Genomic DNA, 23,493 nt, shown 5'->3' with positions numbered 1-23,493 from the left:
CCTTTCACGCCGCGCCACCTGCGGGCAATACCGTGCCTCTTCCCAGAACGCAGATCCGGTGGCACAGTCACCACATGAAAGACCTTGCGCCCGTGACACCGCAAACCGATTTGCGACCCCCCGCCCTTGTGATGCGGTTGGCGCGCCTGGGTGCCGCCTTTCCGACCCGGCTCAGCTTTTTGCGCGTCTTGATCCGACGTCTGTCCCGCGAGGGCGCGCGCGTGACCCGTCCGGTCTGGCAGATCGACGCGCAGGGCTATGGCCATGCGGTCTATACCATCGGCCTTGGCGGGCACGACTACAGCCTTGTTGCGGTTTCGACCCATCTGCCCGACGAGATGCGCACCGACCGGGTGATCGCAACCGCCTGGGACACGGCCTATGTGCTGTATGACGGGGTGCCCGACGCTGCGGAAATTGACCGTATTTGCGCCGCCGCCCCGAAACAGGAAGCTGCCCGCTTTACCGAACGCGACCTTGTGTTGAGCCGCGCCAACAAATCGGTGCGCCTGTTCGCCCATGTTGTCGACCGCCTGCGGGCCGGTCAGCAACCCGACGCCGCGTTGATCAACAGCGTCGGCTACCTGATGCGCACCACCGCCGTCTACGGCAACGGCAAGTTCGGCATCGCCGACCGCGCCCTGATCGAGGACCGTCCCAGTATCGAAGGCCCCTTTGCCGCCGAGATGCTGACCGTCTGGCTGATCCGCAGCTTTACCCATGACCTTGTCGAACACCTTGGTGGCGCGGCGCTTGATCCGCGCTTGAAACGTCACCTCGGGATTGGAAACTCGACAGGGTTGGGCATGGCCCCGTTCCTCGTGTCGCACCCTGTGTTGCTGCACAACTGGACCATGGCCCGCGAAACCGCGCTGGCGCGGGTCCGCGCCCTGCCGTCGATAACCGCCGCGCAAAACGAAACGCTGGTGCGGCTGGCGGACCGGGCCGCCACTCACCTGGCCGAATGGCAGGTGCCCGACCCGCTGCATCAATCCCGAATTGACCTGTTGCGGGCAGAGTGGCCCGCAGTTCGTCGGGTGTTGGCCGCTCTGCCGCCCGACCAGCCGATGGACGCGCTGATCCACGCCTCACAGGCTTTTTCGCCCGACACGCAAGAGCTTTGCGTGGCGCTGGTTCTGGAACCGTTCGGAGAGATCGTCGACGATCTGGCTGACCAGATGGCCGATCCGCATGGCCCGATAATGCATCCCTTCGGGTCGGTTATTGCGCTGCGTGAGGCGATCGAGGCGCATTTTGATTGGGCGCTGGAGCTTGACTTTGGTCACGCAACCCAGACGCGTCGTTTCTGGTACGTCTCCGAGGAAAAGCAAGAGCCCCGAATAGGAGACCGCTTTGCCGAACCGGGGGCGGAACGGGAAAGCCCGCTGGACATCGCGCGCCGCGTGCAGGCGCTGTATCGTGCGCTACAGGGTGTCGACGACCTGCGCGCTTTCCGGACAACCCACCCCCAACATGAACTCGCACTGCAGCGCGTCGCCTGCGTGGCCCGCCATGCTTATTGCGAAATCCGCGACAATCTGATCGCCGACTCCTGTCTGCCAATCGACATGCTCCGCTGCAAGCTGGCCTACTTCGGCGCGACCAAGTTTGATCCGAAATCGGACCGCTGGACCCGGATCACGCTCGCGCAGGGCGCGCCATTGCCCGAGGATCTGGGCACAGACCGTGCAGATGATTGGTGGCTGGCGGGTCTGACGACATGAGCTTTTCCGCCAACGAGATTGCCAGCCTTGCGCAAAAGGCCGCGCGCGGGGCGGGCTTTCCCCCCCGACAGGCCGAGGTCTTTGGTGCGGCGACGGTCCATCATCTGGCAGGGGGCGGCGCGCCGACCGCCCTGCTGCACGCGCTGGCCGATCCGACCGACAGCCCGATCCTGCGCCTGCCTTTGCTGGCAGAGGACATCCTGCGCGCCCTCACCCTGTCCGGCCCGGAAATCACATTGACGCTACAACCGGGCGACGAGGCGCTGGCGCTGGCCTATACGGCCCTGATGCACATCCATATCGAACGTGCGGCGGTTGATCAGCCCGAAGGCGCCCCGCCTCGCCTTGTCCTGTGTGCCGATCTTGACACCTCATCCCGTGCCCGCCTACCCGCGCGCATCGACGCACCGGCCGACCTGATCGAACATCTGAGCGGATTGGCTGCCAAAACCCATGTTGCCGCAACCGGCGAGTCCCGCGATGCGGGCGCGGGGGCAGGAAATATCGACAACGACTGACAATCGCGTACCAACCGGGTGCTTGACCGAACATCACCCCCGTAGCAGGCTTTGATTTCGACGCAGAGTGACGCGTTTTTTTCAAACATCTGGATGACCCAATGAAATTACTTTTCGCGGGACTACTGGCGGTCATTGCTGCCAGCCCGGCAATGGCCCAGGATTTTACCGGTACCTACCGCCTGCAAACCATGTTTCAAGCTCCAGAAAACAAGTGTTTCGAAGGCAACCGCTTTTCGCCGGACTCGACGCTGGGCGGCGGGGCCTTCATGGACACCTGCCAGAATGTCACCGGCCAGCTTTGGAAGATCGAGGCGCAAGGCGGCGGGTGGTATCGGTTGAAGACCCTGTTTCAGGGCGACGGCAAATGCCTTGAGGGCAACCGCTACAGCCCCGACTCGACGTTGCGTGGCGCGGCGTACATGGACACCTGCCAGAACGTCTCTGGCCAGTTTTGGGCCATTCAGCCACAAGGCGACGGTTGGTACAGGCTGAAAACCCAGTTTCAGGGCGATGGCAAATGCCTGGAAGGCAACCGTTATGCCCCGGACGCGGCCCTTGGCGGCGCGGCCTTCATGGACGATTGCCAGAACGTTTCCGGCCAGCTTTGGACATTTGTCCAGACCGACGTGACGGATGCCGCCCCGTCCGATGTCGCCCCGGATGCCGGGTCCGGCGGCAGTACCAGCGACAACGGCTGAACAAGGTCGGCGGGGCTTGCTCCGCCCGACAGACCATGGTTTTCTCCGGCAAAAACCGGAGAGTACCATGCCGCACGCCCTGCTGACGCCCGATGACATCGCCACCTACCAGCGCGACGGCGTTGTGGTGGTGCGCGGCCTGTTTGCCGACCATGTCGAGACCCTGCGCGACGGCGTCGCCCGCAACATGGCGGAACCCGGCCCCTACGCCGCCGAAAACCTCAAGGCGGGCGAGGGTGGGCGCTTCTTTGACGACTATTGCAACTGGCAGCGCATCCCGGAATTTGAACAGGTCATCCGCAGCAGCCCCGCCGCCGAGGTCGCCGCCGACCTGATGCAATCCGACAGCGCGCAGCTGTTCCACGATCATGTTCTGGTCAAGGAACCCGGCACCTCGAAAGCCACACCCTGGCATCAGGACGGCCCCTACTATTTTGTCGAAGGCCGCCAGACCGTCAGTTTCTGGTGCCCGTTGGACCCGGTGACACAGGCCACCTTGCGCTGTGTCGCAGGCTCACATCTTTGGGACAAACCCGTGCTGCCGACCCGTTGGCTGTCAGAGGAAAACTTCTACCCCGATGAGAGCGCCTACATGCCGGTGCCCGACCCGGACGCCCAAGGCATGGACGTGCGCGAATGGGCGCTGGAGCCGGGCGACGCCGTGGCCTTCAATTATGGCACGCTGCATGGCGCACGCGGCAACAACAGCGACACGCGCCGCCGCGCCTTTTCGTTGCGTCTGGTCGGGGACGATGCGCGGTATACCACCCGTCCGGGGCCGACCTCCCCCCCTTTTCCCGGCCATGACATGGAACAGGGCCAGCGCCTGCGCGAGGACTGGTTTCCGGTGCTGTTCCGCCGCTGACAGGTCAGGCGAACGGGTCGTCGGGATAGCCGACGCCCATCAGGCTCAGCCCGTGCGGCGGGCAGACCGGCCCGCATGCTGACCGGGTGCGCGCATCTAGCGCCGTACGCACGCGGTCAGGTTCCCATGCGCCGGTTCCGACCCGCTCCAGCGTGCCGACGATGGACCGGACCTGATTGTGCAAAAAGGACCGCGCCCGCAGGCGAAAATGGATTTCCGGCCCTCCCAGCCCGTCCACTGCGTCGATTGAGACGTCATCCAGTGTCTTCACCGGGGATTTCGCCTGACACATCACCGACCGAAAGGTGGTGAAATCGTGCAGGCCGATCATGTGCGCAGCGCCTTCGCGCATGGCCTCGATATCCAACTGGTGGTTCACCCGCCAAACCTGCCCCGCCTCCAGCGTCGCGGGCGCGCGTCGCATCAGAAGGCGAAACAGGTAACGCCGCTCTACCGCCGAAAACCGCGCGTGCCAGTCATCGGAAACCCGCGCCGCCTGCCGGATCGCCACCGGCAAGGGTTTCAGGTGATGGTTCAGCGCCTCGGACAGTCGGAACAGATCCCAGTCCTTGTCCATGTCGCATTGCGCCACCTGCCCGCGCGCATGGACACCCGCATCCGTCCGGCCCGCCGCCGCAATCGTGTGGTCACGCGGTTCCAGTCGGGCCAATGCGGCCTCGATGGCGCCTTGCACCGACGGCTGGTCGGCCTGCCGCTGCCAACCCGCAAAGGGGCGGCCATCATATTCCACGAGTAAAGCGTATCTGGGCATGGACCGCCTCCTAGCGCCCTGCCCGCCATAGGGCAATCCCGTCAAGACCCGCGCGCGCGGGCACAACACCGGCCACATTCCCCGCCCCCGCCTCTGGCCCCGCGCGCAACCAGTGACTAAGTTGCCAGCGAACCACAGGACAAGGCCCCCAGCCCATGGTCATTGGCACCATCGCCGACACACTCACCCGCAGCGTCGAAAACGTCACCGGCACCCTGTCGGAAACCTTTTTCGAACCCACTTTGCGGTTGGGCGTGACCGGCCTGTCGCGGGCGGGCAAGACCGTCTTCATCACCTCTTTGGTCGCCAACATGATGGACCGTGCCCGGATGCCGCAACTCGTGGCCGAAAGCGAAAACCGCATCCTGTCCGCCTTTCTACAGCCGCAGCCGGACGACACGCTGCCGCGATTTGACTATGAAACCCATCTGGCTGCGTTGACCGCACGCACGCCGCATTGGCCGGACAGCACCCGCGCCGTGTCCGAACTGCGGCTATCGCTGAAAATCCGTCCCTCCGGCCTGCTGGCAGGGCTGCAAGGGCCGCGCACCCTGCACCTTGATATCGTCGATTACCCCGGCGAATGGCTGCTGGATCTGTCGTTGCTGGACAAATCCTATGCGGACTGGTCGCGGGACATGCTGGACCGGCTGGCGCTGCGCCCCGGTGGGCCGGACACCCGCGCCCTGCTGGAGGGCGAAGACAGCAAACAGGATCTGGATGAAACCAGCGCCCGACGGTTGTCAGACGCCTATACCGCCGCGCTGCACACCGCCCGCAAGGCGGGATTTTCCGACTGCTCGCCGGGCAGGTTCCTGCTGCCTGGAGAGCTTGAAGGCTCACCCGTCCTGACCTTTGCCCCACTGCCACCCGTCGACGGCGCCCCGCGCCGGTCGCTCTACCGTGAGTTCGAGCGCCGTTTCGACAGCTACAAGGCGCGCGTCGTCAAACCGTTTTTCCGCGATCATTTCAGCCGCATCGACCGGCAAATCGTGCTGGTCGATGCCCTGGGCGCGATCCACGCAGGCCCCCGCGCGATGGAGGATCTGCGCCGCACACTGGCGGACATCCTCACCGCCTTCCGGCCCGGCACCAACGCCTTTCTGACCAATCTCTTTATGGGAAAGCGGGTTGAAAAGATCCTGTTTGCAGCGACAAAGGCCGACCACCTGCATCACCTTCAGCATGGCAGGCTGACCGCGATCATGGAGGCCCTGACCCGAGAGGCGCGTGACCGTGCGCGCTTTGCCGGGGCGGACACGCAGGCGATGTCACTCGCCGCGCTGCGGGCCACCACGGAACAGGTGATCCAGCATCAGGGCAGCGACCTGCCCTGCGTTCGGGGGACTCTGTTGGACACCGGCAAGCAGGCGGCGTTTTATCCCGGTGCCCTGCCCGAAGACCCCTCACATCTGCTGGGGACGGCCCGCGAGGGGGCGGAAACCTGGCTTGATCAGGACTATTCCGTGATGAATTTTGCCCCCGCTCCACTGGTACTAAAGCCGGGCGAAGGGCCGCCGCACATCCGGCTGGACCGCGCCGCGCAGTTCCTGATCGGTGACAAACTGTGAACCAGCGTGACATTACCCTGCGCCCCGCGCAACCCGGCGATGCCGGCAAACTTGGCGCGATGATCACCGAAGCAGTCGAGGCCAACACATGGAAGCCGCGCCTGCATTCGGCGGCACAGGACATCGCCCACACCGGCAAGCTGATTGACCTTGGCTGGGTGACCGTGGCCGAACTGGGGTTCGACGTTGCGGCATTCATCGCCCGCGATGGCAACGAAATCGATGCGCTGTTTGTGGCATCCTGGGCGCAGGGTCAGGGGCTGGGCGCTGCGCTGCTGGAGGATGCCAAGGCACAGGCCGACAGGCTGGAACTGTGGACCTTTCAGAGGAACACTGGGGCGCAGAAATTCTACCTGCGGCACGGATTTGACGAGATTGCCCGCACCGACGGCGACAAGAACGAAGAAGGCCTGCCAGACATCCGTTACCTGTGGCGACGCCCTACCGCCCCCCATCCGGAGCAACCGACATGAGCCAGCCACCCAAGGGCCCGATCCTGATCAACCTGGAAGACGACAGCGCCGACGCCCCCAACCCTGCCGCCGCGCCGCCCGTCCCCGAACCCCATCTGCCCCCGCCAGAGGGCGTGGCGATGACCACCGTCGCTGCCTTGGCCACCCGGCAACCGTCTGTCCTTGCGCGCTGGTTCTGGCGATTGCTGGTGGCCCTTGTCGGCACGCTTGTGTCGATTGCCGCGTGGACTTTCGCCACGGATCTGATTGCGTCGTCTCCGGTGTTGGGCTGGATTGTCACCGCACTGTTCGGCGCTTTTGCTCTTGTCTGCCTGATGATCGTCATCAAGGAAATTGCGGCGTTCTCACGGCTGTCACGGATCGACACCTTGCATCATGCCGCCGAAACCGTGCTCGCCGAAGAGGATCTGGGGGCGGCGCGCAAACTGACCGACGATCTGGTGACGCTGTACAAGGGACGCGAGGACACCCGTTGGGGGCGCGACAAGCTGGCCGCGCAACGCGACGAGATTTTTGATGCCAGGGGTCTGCTCGCCCATGCTGAAACCGCCCTGTTGGCCCCGCTGGACACCGCCGCCCGACGCGAGGTCGAGGCGGCAGCGCGGCAGGTGGCGACCGTCACGGCGCTGGTGCCGCTGGCGCTGGCCGACGTGGTGGCGGCGCTGACCGCCAACCTGCGAATGATCCGGCGCATCGCCGAGATCTATGGCGGACGCTCTGGCACGCTGGGCAGTTGGCGGCTGACGCGGGCGGTGATGTCCCACCTTGTCGCCACGGGTGCCGTCGCCATTGGCGACGACATGCTGGAACCGATCCTTGGCGGTGGCTTGCTGGGCAAGCTGTCGCGCCGCTTTGGCGAGGGCATGGTCAACGGCGCGCTGACCGCGCGGGTGGGCGTCGCCGCGATGGAAGTATGCCGGCCACTGCCCTTTGGCACGGGCAAGCGGCCCTCGGTCCGGTCCATCATTCGATCCAGCCTGTCAGGGCTGGTGATGCAGGACAAACGCTGATCGGCTACCGGATACGCCCGGACGCCAGTGCGACGGAATCCCGAAGTCCCGGGTCAAGCCCGGGACGCGGGGAACCTGGGATACAATCCGTCAAACAATGCCGCATACTGGCGGGTCCGGCATTCCGGACCTGTCCAGTCTGAGGGACACGCCCTAGACTGCGCTTTCGAATGAACCGGAGCGCGTGGTTTTTATGGAAGCCATTTTTGTCCTCTTGGGCCTTGTGGTCCTTGCCTTGCCCGTGGCCGTGACCGTCCTGATCATCGGGCATGTACGTCTTCGCCGTCAGGTCAGAACCCTGAACGGCATCGTCGCGGACCTGCAATCTGCGGCCTTCTCCACGTCCCCCCGGAACAAGCCGACCGGGCAAGCCGCCAATGCATTGACTGCACCGTTGTCGTCCGCGCCGCTGTCGAACACTCCGCCGTCAAACGTGCACGGCCCGACCCCGTCCGCCCCTGCAACAGAGGCCGGTGATGTCCCCCCCAAAGCGCGCGCCACCGCCATGGCGCGTCCGCCGCGCCGAACCGAACCATCGACCCTGCAAACCCTTGGAGTCTGGTTGCGCGACAACTGGTTTTACGGCGTCGCTGCCGTCTCATTGGCGCTGGCGGGCATCTTTCTTGTGCAATACGGGATCGAAACCGGGTTGCTGACCCCGACCATGCGGGTGATTGCCGCGCTGGCCTTTGGCGCGGCGCTCATCGCAGCGGGAGAGGCCATCCGCCGCCGTTTTGGTGACGACGCAGCAAGCGCCACGGCCTACCTGCCCTCTGTCCTGTCTGGCGCGGGACTTGTGTCACAAATGGGTGGTGTGCTGGCCGCACGTCTTCTGTATGATCTTGTAGCCCCCGGCCCGGCGCTGGGAGCCCTGTTTGCTATCGCCCTGTTTGGCTTGCTGCTGGGCTGGCGTCACGGCCCGCTTTTGGCAGCCGTCGGATTGACCGGCGGCATGGCCGCGCCGTTTCTGGTGGGCGGGCATAGCGAAAACCCCGAATGGCTGCTTCTCTATTTCGGCCTGCTGACCGCGCTGGGCCTGGGCATCGACACCCTGCGCCGCTGGGCCTGGGTCAGCGCTCTGGCCGTCGCGCTGGGGTTTGCCGCCGGTCTGCTGCTGCACCTGTCCGCGCCGGGAGATGAGGCGCTGATGGCCTCTTTCGCGGGCTATGGCGTGGGTCTTATGCTGTTGACACTGCTGATCCCGTCGCGCGCGTTGGCGCCCGATCACACCGGCCCCGGCATCGTGGAAACCGTCGCCGCCACCGCTGAGACGCAGCGCAGGCCGATCTTTCCGGTAATCCTGTCCGGCGCGCTGCTGGTCCCCTGTTGTGCCGCACTTTGCTATGCCGCCCTGTTCAGTGCACTGACATGGCAATTGTCCGTTGGGTTGAGCGCGGGCCTTGCGGTACTGTTGATCCTGTGGTCACGCGGCGCACCCGCCTTGCAGGATCAGGCCGTGTTGCCCGCGCTGACCCTGCTGGCGCTGATTGCCGTGCCGGAGCTGAACAAAGAGGCGCAGACCGCGCTGGACGCCAGGCTGACAGCGCAGGCCGACCTGACAGAACAGCGCCTGCCACTGGATCTGAGCTTGCTGCTGATGGCCGCCACACTGGTCGGGCTGGCAAGCGCATGGCGCAGCCTGAAGCCGGGGCGCTATTCCTCCGTCTGGCCCTCCGTCTGGGCCGCTGCGGCGGCGTTGATCGCCCCACTGGTCGGTCTGGCGCTGGACTTTGTCTGGGATGCGCGCACCCTGTTGGGGGCCTGGCCCTGGGCGCTGCACGCGCTGGCGCTGGCGGCGCTGATGGTGGCGCAGGCGGCGCGGTTTGCCCGCATTGATGGCGCGGTCAGGCTGCGCACCGCGCTGTTCACCGTCTCGGCGCTGGCCTGTCTTGCCTTTGCGCTGACGGTGCTGCTGACCGACGCCGCCCTGACGCTGGCACTGGCGGCGGTGGTGGTCAGTGCCGCCGCACTGGACCGCCGTTTCGACCTGCCGCAAATGACCGGCTTCATCGCTGCGAGCATTGTGGCGCTAGGCTACCGTCTGGTCATCGACCCCGGCCTTGACTGGGCGATCAGGGCGCCGGTGCTGGAAATGCTGGCGGCCTACGGCGGCACGTTGGCAGCGCTGCTCTGGTCGCTCTGGCTGTGTACCCTGCGCCCACGCCCGAGCGCCCGCGTCTTTCTGGAAAGCGCGGCATGGTCGGTGGCCGGCATGACCATCAGTCTTGTCCTGTACCATGTGATAGAGGCCCATGTCGGCCACGACAGTCAGGATCTGCACTGGTTCCTTGGCTTGTACGGCACAATCTGGATCGGCACCGCATTGGCACAGCTGGAGCGGTTGATGCTGGGCGGCCCGATGCGCTGGCTGCGGATCGCACTGGCGGTGGTTTTCGGGCTGGTGGCGCTGGCCAGCCTCCTGACAGGGGGCAGCCTTGGCAACCCGCTGTTCGAGGAACAGGCGGTGCATGGCACGATCGTGCTGAACACGTTGATCCCGGCCTACCTGTTGCCCGCGCTGACCCTGATGTTCGGCGCATGGCGTCTTGGGCAGTTGCCGCGCTGGCTGCGCATCGGGATCGCCCTGCCGGGCGGGGCGCTGGCGCTGCTGTGGGCGGGTCTGACCATCCGTCATGCGTGGCAAGGCGGGCTGGACATGCACATCGGGAACGGCATCAGTGACGGCGAGCTTTACAGCTACACCGTTGCCTTGCTGCTGGCCGGGGCGGGGTTGTTCTACCAGGCGCTTGCCCGGCGATCAGACGCCCTGCGCCGTGCGGGTGTGGCGGTGATCGCGCTGGCAGTGGCCAAGGTGTTCCTGATCGACATATCTGGGCTGGCGGGGCTGATGCGGGTGTTTTCCTTCCTGCTGCTGGGCCTGTCACTGGCCGGTTTGGCGTGGTTCAACCGCTGGGTTCAGACCCGCGCCACCCCCGTCCCAAGTCCATAGGGTTGCGAGTCGCTCGCGCTTGACCCACGCCCGGACTCGCGCGACACGGCGCACGACAGCCCCGAAGGACGACGCGGATGCAACTGCCCGAGCACGGCCACACCGAACACGAAATTGCAGACCGTCTGGCCAACCCGCCGGGCAAGGGGGATCTGGGCGATGCGGTCTATGGCGCGATCGACGGCGCGGTGACGACCTTTGCCATTGTGGCCGGGGTTGCGGGCGCGGGTCTGTCGCCCTTCATCATCGTGGCACTGGGGCTGGCCAACGTGCTGGCCGACGGGTTTTCCATGGCCGCAGGCAACTATTCTGCCACCAAGGCGGAGCGCGACAATAAACTGCGCCTGCGCAGCATCGAAGAGCGGCACATCCGCCTGCACCCGGACGGCGAAAAGCGCGAATTGCGTGCAATCCTTGAACAAAAGGGCCTGTCCGGAGCAACGCTGGACGAGGCGGTCGAACAGGTTTCCCGGAACCACGATATCTGGATCGACACAATGCTGGAGGGAGAATACGGCATCGGGTCCGTCGATCCGCACCCGATGCGGGCGGCGCTGGTGACGTTCGGGGCCTTTCTGCTGGCCGGGTTTGTGCCGCTGCTGCCCTTTTTGATCGGAATGACCCAGGGCTTTGCCGTGGCGACCGTTCTGACGCTGATCACCTTCTTCGCCATCGGATCGGTCAAGAGCGTCTGGTCACTGTCCCCCTGGTGGCGGTCAGGACTGGAGACCTTGGCCATAGGCGGCGTGGCGGCTGGGATTGCCTATTATGTCGGCTCAATGTTCGGCTGAACGGGGGTCATGCGCCAATGAACCCAGCGGCGGCAAGAGATCGCCGCAGACCAGCAGGGTCAGAATGCGCTGGACCGGACGGACCGTCGACAGCGGGTACAGTGCACGGTCCCGCAAGACCGGCAACCAAAGGCTATGCCCCTGATACTGCGGTGTAAACAGACGGCTCATCATCTGATAGCCGCGCACATGCCAGCGCCGCGCCTGCGCGTACCAACGCATGGCCAGCGCCACATCGCCGCGTGCAAGGTCCAGCGCCCGCGCCAGCGCCCAGGCATCCAGCAACGCCATGTTTGCGCCCTGCCCCAGTTGCGGGCTGGCGCGGTGCGCGGAGTCGCCGATGTACACAACACCGTCCTCAAACGGGCGACGCAGCGTCCCGTGTGTATAGCGCGCCATGGTCATCTGGTCCGGGCCGGTGATCTGCTCCACGAACGGCGCAAAGGCGGGCCAGTGGGCCACGGCCTCTGCCTGCCATGCGCTTAACCCGCCAGTGCGCCAGTCCTCATATCCCTCCGCCGGGAGCGACCAGAAGATCGACGCGCGAAACCCGGGTTGGCCGGGAATGCGCCCCACTGGCAAAACCCCCAACATCCGGTCCGCCCGGCGATAGGCCTGACGCAACTCATTGCGTGGCAGGTCCGTGCCCTCTGGCCAGTCCACCGTCGCCCAGAGCGCGCCATAGTCCAAGGACCGCGCCCGCATCGGTGATAGCGGCGACCCCGTGCCCGTAGCATCGACAATCAGGTCGAACGGACCCTCGCGCCCATCGTCGAACAGCAGCGTCGCCCCGTCGCGCCCGATGACACGACGGCCCGGTTCGATCTGAACCCCGGCCTCCTGCACTGTCTGATGCAGCGCCTGAAACAGCGCTGCGCGATGAATCGCAAGGCCAAAGCGCGGATCGCCTGGTGCGTCATAGGCCACATCCAGAACCGGGCGCCCTGTCCGCACCTCATGGCCAAACATCCGGTGAATGCGATTGCCGGAGGCCATCGCTGCCGGCAACGCGCCCAGCTGGTCAAGTACGTCCAGCCCGACAGGTTGCACCACCAGCCCGGATCCCACCGGGGCGGGCGTGTCGAACTGATCAAACACGGTGACGCTGTGGCCCGACTGGCGCAACGCCGTGGCCGCCGCCAGGCCGCCCATACCGGCCCCGGCAATCGCTATATCCATGGCGGACCTCCCCTTCCTCCGGGAGAAGGGAAACCGTCTTGGCGGGGGACGCGCAAGCGACGCAGCGACGCAGGCGGTGCGACCGATCCGCACCGCCCGCAAAGCGACCCGTCAAATTGCAACGCCCCCGACGCCGGTCAGAACCGGCCCCGGAGGCGATGCGCCCGGATGGCGGACTTACTCGACAGGCGCACCATCGGGTGCGGCAGGGACTGCGCCGCCTTCTGGCGTGACGTCCTGCACAGGGGCGTCGGGTGCGACGGTCATCGGCACTGGTGCGCCGTCGGGATCGGCGGCGACAGGCGTGTCGACCGGATCGGTCGTCGCCGCAGGGCCAAGCGACAAAACGGCCACGATCGCGACGGCGATCGCCAACGCAACGGCAAGGCCAAGCGCCGAACCCGGTGACCGCCTTGTGCTGGCATACTTCGGGTCGGTCAATTCGTCGGGGGCATAGCGCGCCTCATGCTGGCGCAGGTACGGGTCCTGAGAAGTCATCTGGCGTTCCTTTCCTCCAAAGGCGTCGGTCTGTCCGGCGCATGAGGTTAAGGTGACAGTTCGACGCGCTGGATAAAGACCCGCAGAGCGCACCGGCGGACTCTCGGTGCTACCTTGCCGAATTGGGCTTTGCTGTTCGGCGGGTTCCGGCGGACAGAACCTTGCGCGCCGCAAGATCGGCTTTGTTCCGCCGGGCACGGCTGTGCTGGCGGCAGGTTCCCGCCCGCCGCTGCATCCTCTGGACGCCCGCCGCCTGCAGTTCTATAAGGCGCCCAAGATGTGGTGTTTTGCGATCATCCTCCGAATTACATGCCCGGCGCTCTGACAGTACGAGCCGCCGGGACAAGGCGTATGCAACGACGCGCCGCCCCTTCATCCTGATTGACACGACTGATCCAGAGGACGCCACAAATGTGCGCCGACACGCCCGAAACAACCCTGCCCGAGTACAAAGACACCCTGTCCCTGCCGAAAACCGATTTCCCGATGCGCGCGGGCCTGCCCAAACGTGAACCCGGCTGGCTGGACCGCTGGGCCAAGCTGGGGGTTTATGACCGCCTGCGCGAAAAACAGGGCCGCACGCCCTTTATCCTGCATGACGGCCCGCCCTACGCCAACGGCAACCTGCACATCGGTCACGCGCTGAACAAGGTGCTCAAGGACTTCATCGTGCGCTCTCAGCAGATGATGGGCCGCGATGCCCGTTATGTGCCCGGCTGGGACTGTCACGGCCTGCCCATCGAATGGAAGATCGAGCAGCAGTACCGCGAAAAGGGCAAGAACAAGGATGACGTGGACATCGTCGATTTCCGTCAGGAATGCCGCAAGTTCGCCGAAGGCTGGATCGACATCCAGCGCGACGAGTTCCAGCGCCTTGGCGTGACCGGCAACTGGGCCGATCCCTACCTGACAATGAATTTTCACGCTGAACGCGTGATCGCCGAGGAATTTCAAAAGTTCCTGATGAACGGCACGCTGTACCAGGGGTCCAAACCCGTGATGTGGTCGCCGGTTGAAAAGACCGCGCTGGCCGAGGCGGAGGTCGAGTACCACGACCACAAGAGCCACACGATCTGGGTGATGTTCAACGTGGTGCGCGGCGGCGACATGCCGATGCCCGAAGGCGAAGATGACGACTATGCCGGTGCCGATCAGGCCCTGCTGGCGGCTGACCTGCACGCCGCGCGCGTCGTCATCTGGACCACCACCCCCTGGACCATCCCGTCCAACAAGGCCGTCGCCTACAATCCGGCCATCTCATATGGTCTCTATGAGATCACCGGCACACCCGACGAATGCTGGGCCACCGTGGGCGACACATACCTGCTGGCCGACAAATTGGCCGCAGAGGTGCTGACCAAGGCGCGGCTGGAAGACGGCCAGTGGACGCGCCTGCGCGATGTCTCTGCCGATGAACTGGCCAGCCTGACCCTCGCCCATCCGCTGCGCGGCACCGACGGCGCGGACGGTTTTTGGGACTACGACGTTCCGATGATCGACGGCGACCACGTCACCGACGATGCCGGCACCGGCTTTGTCCACACCGCGCCCAGCCATGGTCAGGACGACTATGAATGCTTTGTCGCGCGCAACTGGATGGACCGGATGACGCACAACGTCGGCGAGGAATCCGAATTCCTGCCGCATGTGCCACTGTTCGCCGGACTGCAGGTCTTTGACCGCAAGGGCAAGGAAGGCAAGGCCAACAGCGCCGTGATAGACAAACTGGTCGCGGCGGGCGGGTTGCTGGCGCGTGGGCGCATGACCCACAGCTATCCGCACTCTTGGCGCTCCAAGGCCCCCGTGATCTATCGCAACACGCCGCAGTGGTTTGCCGCCATCGACCGCGAGGTCGGCGACGGGCAGGACACCTATGGCACCACGATCCGCCAGCGAGCGCTGACCAGCATCGATCAACTGGTGAAATGGACCCCGCAAACCGGACGCAACCGGCTGTATTCCATGATCGAGGCACGGCCCGACTGGGTTTTGTCGCGCCAGCGCGCATGGGGTGTGCCGCTGACATGCTTTACCAGAAAGGGCGCGCTGCCGACCGACGCGGACTTCCTGCTCCGCGATCCGGCGGTGAATGCCCGCATCAACGAAGCGTTCGAGACTGAGGGCGCCGACGCCTGGTACAAACCCGGCGCCAAGGCGCGCTTCCTTGGCAACGAATACGACCCCGAGGACTGGGAACAGGTCTTCGACATCCTCGACGTCTGGTTTGACTCAGGCTCCACTCATGCGTTTGTCCTGCGCGACCGCCCGGATGGGGCGGAGGACGGCATCGCCGATCTCTACCTCGAAGGCACCGACCAGCACCGCGGTTGGTTCCATTCGTCGATGTTGCAGGCCTGCGGCACCAAGGGCCGCGCGCCTTATCGCGGCGTGCTGACCCATGGTTTCACGCTGGACGCCAAGGGCAACAAGATGTCCAAGTCGCTGGGCAACACCGTGTCGCCGGACGACGTGACCAAGCAATACGGCGCAGACATCCTGCGGCTCTGGGTGGCGCAGGCGGACTACACCGCCGACCTGCGCATCGGCCCGGAGATCCTGAAAGGCACCGCCGACGGCTATCGCCGGATGCGCAACACGCTGCGCTACATGCTGGGCGCGGTGACGCATTTCACCGAGGATCAGCGCGTCGATGCCGCCGACATGCCGGAGCTGGAACGCTATATCCTGCACCGTCTGGCGGAACTGGATCATGTGGTGCGCGAAGGCTATGCCGCCTATGATTTCCAGGGCGTGTATCAGCAGTTGTTCAACTTCTGCACGTTGGAACTGTCGGCCTTCTACTTCGACATCCGCAAGGACGCGCTGTATTGTGACGGCGACACCGCGCGCCGCCGTGCCGCGCGCACGGTCATGGACCTGCTGTTCCACCGGCTGACCACGTGGCTGGCCCCGATCCTTGTCTTCACCATGGAAGAGGTCTGGCTGGAACGGTTCCCCGGCGACGACAGTTCGATCCACCTGCAGGACATCCCCGAAACGCCCAAGGAATGGCTGGATGAGCCGCTGTCCGCCAAGTGGCAGATGGTCCGCCGCGCCCGCCGTGCCGTGACCGCCGCGCTGGAGGTGCAGCGCACCGACAAGGTGATCGGTGCCTCGCTGGAGGCGGCACCCGTGGTGCATGTCCGCGCGCCCGACATGCTCACCGCTCTGAAATCGGTCGCGTTTGAGGACGTCTGCATTACTTCGGACATCGTCCTGTCGGGTGATCCCGCACCGTCCGAGGCGTTCCGCCTGCCAGAGGTTGATGGCGTCACCGTCGTCTTCGAAAAGGCCGACGGCGAGAAATGCCAACGTTGCTGGAAGATCCTGCCGGACGTGGGCACCCATGCCCACCCGGCCACCTGCAAGCGCTGCAACGACGCGCTGGGGTGATCGCCAGACATTACCTGCCCCGGCTGGTCCGGGGCAGGCCTGCGCGCCGTATTGCCGGACCGCCCGGAATCGCGTTACCCTAGGGTCAACAAGATGCGAGGGAGCCGATGCTGCGCCGCCTATTCCTGATTTCGCTGATCTCGGTCTCCGCCGCCTGCGCCCTGATCCCCGGCAATCTGGCGCTTGGGCCGAATTCGACCCTGATCGTGACGCGCCATGCCGACCGCGATGGCGAAGACCTCAACGACAAGGGCCACGCCCGTGCACAGGCCCTCGTCAATGCGGTCGACGGGCTGGGAGTGGCGCACATCTACAGCCCCGGGATCAAGCGAAACCTCGACACCGCCGCGCCTCTGGCGCAGGCGCTTGGCCTGCCTGTCAAACGCCTACCGCAAGAGAACCCTACCCCTGCCCTGGCAGAGCGGGGGGCCGGAACGGTGGTGATCTGGATCGGCAACAAGGGCAACATCGCGACCATCTGGGAAGACTTGAACCTGTCCGAGCCGTCACCTCTGGACTATGGCGATCTGCACATCATCCGGTCCGACGCTCAGGGTCGGGTGACGATTGAACGCCGTCGCTACGGCCCGGAGTAGGTAACGGCGTCAAGCCAGTCCGCGGTCCCGGGCGATCATCGCGGCATGGGTCCGGTTGCGAGCCTCCAGCTTGCGGCTCAGGGTCTTGACGTGCAGCTTGACCGTGACCTCCTGCAAGTCCAGATCGCGGGCGATTTCCTTGTTCGCCTTGCCCTCGCAGATGCCCTGCAGCACTTCTTGTTCGCGCCGCGTCAACGTGCCTTCCCTGTCAGAACGGCCCGGTTTCATGAAGTCAATCGGCGTATAAATCTCACCCGCCGCCATGAACCGCGCCGCCGACAGCAGCGACCGCGCGCTCAGCGTCTTGGGAATGAACCCCTGCGCGCCCGCTTTCAGTGCCGCGCTGGCCACATCCCGCGTGGCACTGCCTGACAGGATCGCCACCGGACGGCCGGAATTGGCGGCACGCATAAGTTCCAGCCCTTCGAGGCCGTTCATTCCCGGCATGTTGTAGTCCAGAAGTACCAGGTCGAAACTGCCGCTGTCCTTTGCCATCGCAACCGCATCCTGCAACGTGGCCACGGTGCGCACCTCATCCACATCGGCCCCGTCAAGATAGGCGGCGATAGTATCGCGCACCAGATCATGATCGTCCGCCACAAGAATTCTCATTATGTCCGCCCCAATCGCGCCCTCGCGCCGTTTTTTTCCGTCCGGGCTGCCGTCCCGGTGCCTTGTACCCTTCATATTTAGATACAGGAATTAATAAGCATTGCCAAACCCCGCATCCGGTGATGCGGAATCCCCGCCCGATGGCCCTTGCATGACCCTGCATTGACCGGTTTCCTACACGCACCCGGACCCGCAAAGGCGCGCCAGACATGACCTGTACCCCAATGCTCCCGCTGGCCGTTGACGTCGGCAGTCCCTCCACCGTGCCAACTGCGTGATGGGCGTCCCGAACATCCGACCCCTGATTGTATGGATGACCGGCCTGCGCCGCGTGCTGGCCGTGTTGGTCGTCCTCTTGGTCGTCGTGACCATCGCCGTGCTTGTTCTGGATCTGCGCCAGCAGGTCCGCAGGCTTGCGACGTCGGCTGCGGACAACATGCAATGGACGCTGGGCCAAACAGAGGTCGAGCTCATGGCGCTGGAAATTGCCGCGCTGCGAGCGAACGCCGGTGTGGATACCCTGGAAGAAGTCCGCCTGCGCTATGATGTCTTCTACAGCCGTGTGCAAACCATCCAGGACAGTTCCCGGTTTGCCGCCTTGCTGGACGTCGGCGATGTCCAGGACCGGATCAGCCAGGTCTCGGCGTTCCGCGAAGCATGGCTGCCCGTGATCGACGGACCGGATGCGACGCTCCGCGCTGCCCTGCCCCGTATGGCCGATGAGGCACGCGCCACCCGTGGCGCCGTGCGCGACGCGACCCTGGCGGGCGTCGAGTATTTTTCTGAACTGGGCTATGCACAGCGCGACAGCCTGGGCCGCAGCATGGCCCGCGTCGGCCTGTTGACCGTCGCCCTGTTGGCGATGCTTGCGGTTCTGTCACTGGCATTGTTCCGGCTGGCCCGCAAAAGCGATGCCGAAGCACGCGAAAACCGCGAAAACCGCGAGCGGATCGAAACCATTCTGTCGACGTCCCTGGATGCCGTGGTCGTGTCCGACGACATCGGCCGCATCATCGAATACAACGGCGCGGCAGAGCGCGTCTTTGGCTATTCCCGGGCTGAGGCCATCGGCGCCGACATGGCGGATCTGATCATCCCTGACCATTTTCGCGATGCCCACCGCGAAGGGATGGGCCGTTTTCGCCGCGATGGCAGCCTGCGGTTCATGGGCAAGGGCACCGTCCGTCTGGAGGCCAAAAGACGCGACGGTACGATCTTTCCGGTTGATGTCTCTCTTGCCCAGGCACAAAGCCCGGACGGAGAGATCTTTATCGCCTTTCTGCGCGACATCTCGGACCGGGTCCGCAATGAGGCCGCGCTGAAACGCGCGCGCGACCGGGCCATCGCCGGCGAAAAGCAAAAGGCCGAATTGCTGGCCGTCATGAGCCACGAAATGCGCACCCCACTGAACGGGATGCTTGGCACGCTGGAACTGGTCGACGACACGGCGCTGGACGCGCGGCACCAGCGCTACTTGCGTATCGTCAAGGACTCTGGCCGCGTGCTGCTGCGCCATGTGAACGAGGTTCTGGACATCTCGCGGCTGGATGCCGGCAAGATGAGCCTGCGCAAGACCGGGTTCGATCTGATTGCCTTGCTCGAAGAGACCATCGACAACCAGCGTCAGAACGCGTCGGCGCATGGCAACAGCCTTGTTCTGGTGCCACCAAACCCGGAACTGCATCACGTCCACGGCGATCCGGACAGAGTGCGCCAGGTTCTGCTGAACCTTGTGAGCAATGCGATCAAATTCACCCGGAACGGTCGCATCTCCATAGAGGCCGATTGCAGCAACGGGCTGGAGGCAGTGGAACTGCGCGTGACCGATACTGGCATCGGCATCGCAGAGGCGGACCTTGATCGCATTTTTGAGGATTTTGTCACCATCGACAGCACCTATGGGCGCAACACCTCTGGCACCGGATTGGGACTGGGCATTTCACGCCGTCTGGCCACTGCGCTTGACGGCGAACTGGACGTGGAAAGCGAACCGGGTGACGGCAGTGTGTTCTGGCTCCGGTTGCCGCTGGCCCTCCCGGAACAGGTCCATTCGGACCTGCCCATTCCAGAAATCGCGCCAGTGAAACCGGCACAGGCACCGCCCGCCTGCAACATCCTTTTGGTCGAAGACAACGAAATCAACCGGATCGTGGGGCGCGAACTGCTGGAACATGACGGGCACCAAGTCGAGACAGCCGCCAGCGGTGAATTGGCCCTGAAACGTGCGGCTGCGCGCCGCTACGATGCGGTGTTGCTGGATATTTCGATGCCCGGACTGGACGGCATCAGCGTCGCCCGCGCCCTGCGCGCGGGGGCGGGCGTTAATGCGAATACGCCAATCATCGCCACGACCGCACATGCCCTGCCGCAAGAAAAAGAGGCGTTCCTTGCGGCAGGGATGCAGGCGGCCCTGATCAAGCCGCTCACGCTCGATGCGATCCGCAGGGCCTTGACGCAAGCCATGACAATAGAGGCGGCACAACCGATGCCACCCGCGTCTGGGCCAGAGGCGCCTACGAACATCGACACGTCCCAGCTTGCGGATATGCATCAGCATCTTTCCAGTACCCACATGACGTATATCCACGACCGCTTTGTCGGCGACATGTCCGATTTTCTGGGGGCGATGCCAGAGTGGCTACAGTCGGGCGGAGAAGGGCTGGCCTCTCTGGCGTCCGAAGCGCATCGCCTGTCGGGGTCCGCTGCGGTTCTGGGGGCTGTTCAACTGACCGCCCTTCTACAGGCAATCCACACCGAAGCCCTGTCCACGCACAGGACGAACCTCAATGCGCGCCTCGAAGATCTGACCGCCTGTTGGACATCGACGCGCGCGGCATTGTCCGTCGAGGTGCAGGCGCTGGAACAGGCGCAAAAGGCCCGATGACTTTACCCTTTCAACCCGGCGGCGTTAAACAACGGAAAATTCCGCAGGAGAGCCCCCATGTCCAACCCGCTATACGACACGCTGCTTGGTCCCCAATCGCAGAGCGACAAGGTCTTTTTGCACCTGCCCGACGGGGACACCATCAGCTATGCGGGTTTTGTCGGACGGGTGGCCCAGTTTGCCGGTGCCCTGCGCGGGTTGGGCGTGCAGCCGGGGGACCGGGTGGCCCTGCAGGTCGAAAAATGCCCCGATGCGCTGGCGCTGATCTTTGGCTGCATTCAAGCGGGCATGATCTTTTTGCCGCTGAACACCGGCTATACGCCAGATGAGGTCGTCTATTTTGTCGAAAACTCCGGCGCGCGGCTGCTGGTCTGCGACCCGTCGCGGGCGGATACCCTTGCGGCAGAGGCGGCGCGTTTTGGCGCGGAATGTGAAACGCTGGGACCAAAGGGCGGCAGCATGTCGACACGGGCCGACGCCGCGCCGACCGTGGCGGCGGTGGAACAGCGTACAAGCAATGATCTGGCCGCCTTTCTCTACACGTCCGGCACCACGGGCCGGTCCAAGGGCGCGATGCTGAGCCAACACAACTTGCTGTCCAACGCGCTGACGCTGGTCGATCTGTGGCGATTTACCGATACCGATGTTCTGCTGCACGCGTTGCCGATCTTTCACACACACGGGTTGTTTGTGGCCACCAACGTGATCCTCGCGGCGGGCGGGTCGATGGTGTTTTTCCCGAAACTTGACGACGATGCGCTGATCAACTGGATGCCGCGCGCCACCAGCCTGATGGGCGTGCCGACCTTTTACACCCGGCTGCTGGACAACCCGCGCTTTGAAGGCGACGTGGCGCGGTCCATGCGGCTGTTCATCTCCGGCTCTGCCCCGCTGCTGGCAGAGACGCATCGGCAATTCGAGGCGCGTACAGGCCACCGCATCCTTGAACGATACGGCATGACGGAGACCAACATGTCCACCTCCAACCCCTATGAGGGTGACCGCCGCGCGGGGACCGTTGGCCTGCCCCTGCCGGGGGTCGAGGCCAAGGTCTGTGACGACACCGGCACCGAACTGCCGCGCGGTGAGATCGGCACGTTGGAGGTGCGCGGGCCGAACGTCTTTCAGGGCTATTGGCAGATGCCGGAAAAGACCGCCGCCGAACTGCGCGCGGACGGGTTCTTCATCACCGGCGATCTGGCGGTGATGGACACGGAGGGCTACGTCACCATCGTGGGGCGCGGCAAGGATCTGATCATCTCGGGCGGGTTCAACATCTACCCCAAAGAGATCGAAGAGCTGCTGGACGGCCAGCCGGGTGTTCTGGAATCCGCCGTCGTTGGCGTGCCGCATCCGGATTTTGGTGAGACGCCCGTGGCGGTGCTGGTGCCGCTGCCCGGTGAGGTGCTGGATCTGGAGGCCGTTGGCGCAGAGGTGTCCGCTCGGCTGGCACGGTTCAAGCATCCGCGCCATATGGAGCTGATCGACGCGCTGCCGCGCAATACGATGGGCAAGGTGCAAAAGGCGGCGCTGCGCGAGCGTTTCGCGGGCCTGTTCTCAGGGTGAGACGCCGGGCTTGGCGCGGGCCTGCACGGCGTAGGAACAGCGGTAAGGCTTGATATCCAGCAAGGGCGTGCCGGTCAGGCAATCGAGGCCGCGTACCGTGAGGGTTGCGCCCTCGCGCCCGATCAGGCGGACAATCGAGGTGCCGATGGGATTCGGGCGCAGTGGCGAGCGGACGGAAAAGGTGCCGCGCGTCTGGCCGTCCGCCTTGGGGCTTTGGGTCAGCAGATCGCGGCGGGCTTCGTGCAGCCAGTAGAGAAGCTCGATGAATTCGAACTGGTCGAGGCCTTCGAGGGCCGGGGCATAGATGGGGTCGAGGATCAGGCGGCAATCGGGGCCGCCGTCTGGATCGCCCTGTCTGGGGCAATCGGCGCGGACCTGAAAGGGGGTCTGAATCTGGCCGATGAATCGCAGGCCCGCGTCGGTGGCGGGGGGCAATTCGGCATGGATTTCGCCGGGTCGGAGCTGATCTCGGTGGATGGATGTGGACATGGGATGAGAGTGCCCTTGGGGCTGGATTTGGACCATTGGGTTTTTGGCCGCAGGGAGGGATGTCCACGTGTGGACAGCAAGGTGACGTCGCGTCTTCAATGGGTTGCAGAGGCGAATTTACGGTTTGTTAGGGTTTGGGGATGCGGGAGGGGTAGGAAGGTGCGCCTTTGGGACGGTCGCAAATGATGATGTAATTGGGCTGGACCGTGGGGATCGAGACGGCATCGTCTGTTCATCGGGGCATTGCATCTGTCGGGATCAACCTTCGGGCACAAACCAGTCAAAACCTTGCGAGTTTTGCCGTGGGTTTCCGGCAGAGGCAAGTCCTTGAAGTTCGGTTACCGTCGAGTGAGGGACAAAAGCGTCCGTTTCTGGCACGGATGTTTTGCAAGTTGACTACAGCATTGGAGCGGTTTCCAAGCGAGCTTTTGCAAAGCCAAACATGCCGCCGACTGTTCAAGGTCACAAAAGTATCGATTTTGAAGAGCGTTTCTGTTAATTTAAGCATGTTGGGTAAGACCCAGAAAAATTGGTTGCACCTTAGGTTTGGAGGGTATGCGTCCGGCCACGCAGCGCTTGACGCCTATTTCGGCGTCCAGTTCCATGGCGCGAGTTCGCCGATGCGGTTGATCTTGTGATCGGCGATCCGTTCGAGAACCCAGGTGAGCCAGGCTTCGGGATTAACGCTGTTCATGCGGGCGGTTTCGATGAGTGTGTAGGCGACAGCCGCGGCCTTGCCGCCACCTTCCGAACCCATGAACAGGTAGTTTTTCCTGCCGAGAGTCAGGGGCCTGATTGACCGCTCGCAGATGTTGTTGTCCAGTTCCAGAAGCCCGTTATCGAGGTATGGACGCGCCTTGGGCATGCGGCCGAGCGCGTAGCGGATCGCCTCGGCCAGCTT

General features: G+C 64.4%; 19 protein-coding genes. 13 read left to right on the top strand and 6 right to left on the bottom strand.

What is annotated here, in order from left to right; all coding sequences use genetic code 11:
* The first annotated feature begins 74 nt into the window (after positions 1–74).
* From CHB90_RS19530 to CHB90_RS19515, 4 genes are all read left to right on the top strand, one after another.
* A complete protein-coding gene (locus tag CHB90_RS19530; RefSeq protein WP_089279526.1) occupies positions 75–1,724 on the top strand; it encodes a hypothetical protein in 1,650 nt (549 codons plus the stop codon).
* Complete coding sequence (locus CHB90_RS19525) at positions 1,721–2,242, top strand: DUF3726 domain-containing protein (RefSeq protein ID WP_089279525.1); 522 nt, start codon at positions 1,721–1,723, stop codon at positions 2,240–2,242. The genes CHB90_RS19530 and CHB90_RS19525 overlap by 4 nt, the downstream gene beginning before the upstream one ends.
* A 101-nt stretch (positions 2,243–2,343) precedes the next feature.
* The gene (locus tag CHB90_RS19520; RefSeq protein WP_089279524.1) at positions 2,344–2,943 is read left to right on the top strand and encodes an RICIN domain-containing protein; all 600 of its coding nucleotides are present in this window, start codon (positions 2,344–2,346) and stop codon (positions 2,941–2,943) included.
* Positions 2,944–3,010: 67 nt separating this feature from the next.
* Positions 3,011–3,808, top strand: a complete 798-nt coding sequence (locus tag CHB90_RS19515; protein WP_089279523.1) for a phytanoyl-CoA dioxygenase family protein — start codon at positions 3,011–3,013, stop codon at positions 3,806–3,808.
* Positions 3,809–3,812: 4 nt separating this feature from the next.
* Here the strand turns inward: CHB90_RS19515 and truA are convergent, their stop codons facing one another.
* Positions 3,813–4,580 carry a tRNA pseudouridine(38-40) synthase TruA gene (gene truA, locus CHB90_RS19510; RefSeq protein ID WP_089279522.1) on the bottom strand — a complete coding sequence of 256 codons (768 nt, stop codon included), beginning with the start codon at positions 4,578–4,580 and terminating at the stop codon, positions 3,813–3,815.
* 155 nt (positions 4,581–4,735) lie between these two features.
* On the opposite strand from truA, the gene CHB90_RS19505 reads away from it, so the two are divergent.
* From CHB90_RS19505 to CHB90_RS19485, 5 genes are all read left to right on the top strand, one after another.
* A complete protein-coding gene (locus CHB90_RS19505; protein ID WP_089279521.1) occupies positions 4,736–6,151 on the top strand; it encodes a YcjX family GTP-binding protein in 1,416 nt (471 codons plus the stop codon).
* Positions 6,148–6,624 carry a GNAT family N-acetyltransferase gene (locus CHB90_RS19500; protein WP_245823307.1) on the top strand — a complete coding sequence of 159 codons (477 nt, stop codon included), beginning with the start codon at positions 6,148–6,150 and terminating at the stop codon, positions 6,622–6,624. The genes CHB90_RS19505 and CHB90_RS19500 overlap by 4 nt, the downstream gene beginning before the upstream one ends.
* Complete coding sequence (locus CHB90_RS19495) at positions 6,621–7,634, top strand: YcjF family protein (protein WP_089279520.1); 1,014 nt, start codon at positions 6,621–6,623, stop codon at positions 7,632–7,634. Before CHB90_RS19500 ends, CHB90_RS19495 begins: the two co-directional genes overlap by 4 nt.
* A 193-nt stretch (positions 7,635–7,827) precedes the next feature.
* Positions 7,828–10,584, top strand: a complete 2,757-nt coding sequence (locus tag CHB90_RS19490) for a DUF2339 domain-containing protein (RefSeq protein ID WP_089279519.1) — start codon at positions 7,828–7,830, stop codon at positions 10,582–10,584.
* Between the two features lie 77 nt (positions 10,585–10,661).
* Positions 10,662–11,375 carry a VIT1/CCC1 transporter family protein gene (locus tag CHB90_RS19485; RefSeq protein WP_170941120.1) on the top strand — a complete coding sequence of 238 codons (714 nt, stop codon included), beginning with the start codon at positions 10,662–10,664 and terminating at the stop codon, positions 11,373–11,375.
* On the opposite strand, the gene CHB90_RS19480 is transcribed toward CHB90_RS19485, so the two are convergent.
* Both CHB90_RS19480 and CHB90_RS19475 read right to left on the bottom strand, forming a co-directional pair.
* The gene (locus CHB90_RS19480; RefSeq protein WP_089279518.1) at positions 11,361–12,554 is read right to left on the bottom strand and encodes an FAD-dependent oxidoreductase; all 1,194 of its coding nucleotides are present in this window, start codon (positions 12,552–12,554) and stop codon (positions 11,361–11,363) included. The genes CHB90_RS19485 and CHB90_RS19480 overlap by 15 nt on opposite strands.
* 177 nt (positions 12,555–12,731) lie before the next feature.
* Positions 12,732–13,052: a hypothetical protein gene (locus CHB90_RS19475; RefSeq protein ID WP_089279517.1), complete on the bottom strand. Its 321-nt coding sequence runs from the start codon at positions 13,050–13,052 to the stop codon at positions 12,732–12,734.
* A gap of 411 nt (positions 13,053–13,463) precedes the next feature.
* Between CHB90_RS19475 and ileS the strand changes: the two genes are divergently transcribed.
* Positions 13,464–16,445, top strand: coding sequence for an isoleucine--tRNA ligase (gene ileS / locus CHB90_RS19470; protein WP_089279516.1), 2,982 nt, complete (start codon positions 13,464–13,466; stop codon positions 16,443–16,445).
* A 107-nt stretch (positions 16,446–16,552) separates the two neighbouring features.
* A complete protein-coding gene (locus CHB90_RS19465; protein ID WP_089279515.1) occupies positions 16,553–17,041 on the top strand; it encodes a histidine phosphatase family protein in 489 nt (162 codons plus the stop codon).
* A gap of 9 nt (positions 17,042–17,050) precedes the next feature.
* Here the strand turns inward: CHB90_RS19465 and CHB90_RS19460 are convergent, their stop codons facing one another.
* Positions 17,051–17,653 carry a response regulator transcription factor gene (locus tag CHB90_RS19460; RefSeq protein ID WP_089279514.1) on the bottom strand — a complete coding sequence of 201 codons (603 nt, stop codon included), beginning with the start codon at positions 17,651–17,653 and terminating at the stop codon, positions 17,051–17,053.
* A 313-nt stretch (positions 17,654–17,966) separates the two neighbouring features.
* On the opposite strand from CHB90_RS19460, the gene CHB90_RS19455 reads away from it, so the two are divergent.
* Both CHB90_RS19455 and CHB90_RS19450 read left to right on the top strand, forming a co-directional pair.
* Positions 17,967–20,537, top strand: coding sequence for a hybrid sensor histidine kinase/response regulator (locus CHB90_RS19455; protein WP_170941119.1), 2,571 nt, complete (start codon positions 17,967–17,969; stop codon positions 20,535–20,537).
* A gap of 57 nt (positions 20,538–20,594) precedes the next feature.
* Positions 20,595–22,103, top strand: coding sequence for a malonate--CoA ligase (locus tag CHB90_RS19450; RefSeq protein ID WP_089279512.1), 1,509 nt, complete (start codon positions 20,595–20,597; stop codon positions 22,101–22,103).
* Here the strand turns inward: CHB90_RS19450 and tsaA are convergent.
* Both tsaA and CHB90_RS19440 read right to left on the bottom strand, forming a co-directional pair.
* Complete coding sequence (gene tsaA, locus CHB90_RS19445; protein ID WP_089279511.1) at positions 22,095–22,592, bottom strand: tRNA (N6-threonylcarbamoyladenosine(37)-N6)-methyltransferase TrmO; 498 nt, start codon at positions 22,590–22,592, stop codon at positions 22,095–22,097. The genes CHB90_RS19450 and tsaA overlap by 9 nt on opposite strands.
* A gap of 583 nt (positions 22,593–23,175) precedes the next feature.
* A partial coding sequence (locus CHB90_RS19440) for a transposase domain-containing protein (protein WP_141135833.1) occupies positions 23,176–23,493 on the bottom strand: 318 nt, incomplete at its 5' end.

Source organism: Antarctobacter heliothermus (assembly GCF_900188425.1).
Taxonomy (GTDB): Bacteria; Pseudomonadota; Alphaproteobacteria; order Rhodobacterales; family Rhodobacteraceae; genus Antarctobacter; species Antarctobacter heliothermus.
Note: the sequence above shows the minus strand (reverse complement) of the source record. Positions and strands in the feature narration are given on the sequence as shown.